Annotated in this window: 1 pseudogene; it reads left to right on the plus strand. The window is 65.9% G+C overall.

Features of this window, described 5'->3' with window-relative positions:
• A pseudogene (locus tag H7I57_RS23005) lies at positions 1–364 on the plus strand (potassium/proton antiporter); the annotation flags it as partial.

Consider the following 364-nt stretch of genomic DNA (forward strand, 5'->3'; position numbering starts at 1 on the left):
GCTGCGCGGTGCGGTGCCGATCGTGCTGGCCACCTACCCGATCGTCACCGGCGTCCCCGACAGCCACCGGCTGCTCAATATCGTGTTCGTGCTGGTCGTGGTTTTCACGCTGGTCCAGGGGCCCAGCCTGAAGCCGATCGCGCACTGGCTCGGGCTCATCCGGCGGGACATCACCCGCGAGCTTCAGGTGGAGTCGGCGCCCCTCGACGTGCTCGACGCCGAGCTGCTGACTCTCACTGTGTTGCCGCAGTCGCGGCTGCACAACGTGACGGTGCTGGAACTGCGACTGCCTGACCCGAGTGTGATCACCCTGATCATCCGCAAGGGCCATACCTTCGTGCCGCAGCCTGACACTCGACTGGAA

This window comes from Mycolicibacterium pyrenivorans, assembly GCF_025821625.1.
Lineage (GTDB): Bacteria > Actinomycetota > Actinomycetes > Mycobacteriales > Mycobacteriaceae > Mycobacterium > Mycobacterium pyrenivorans.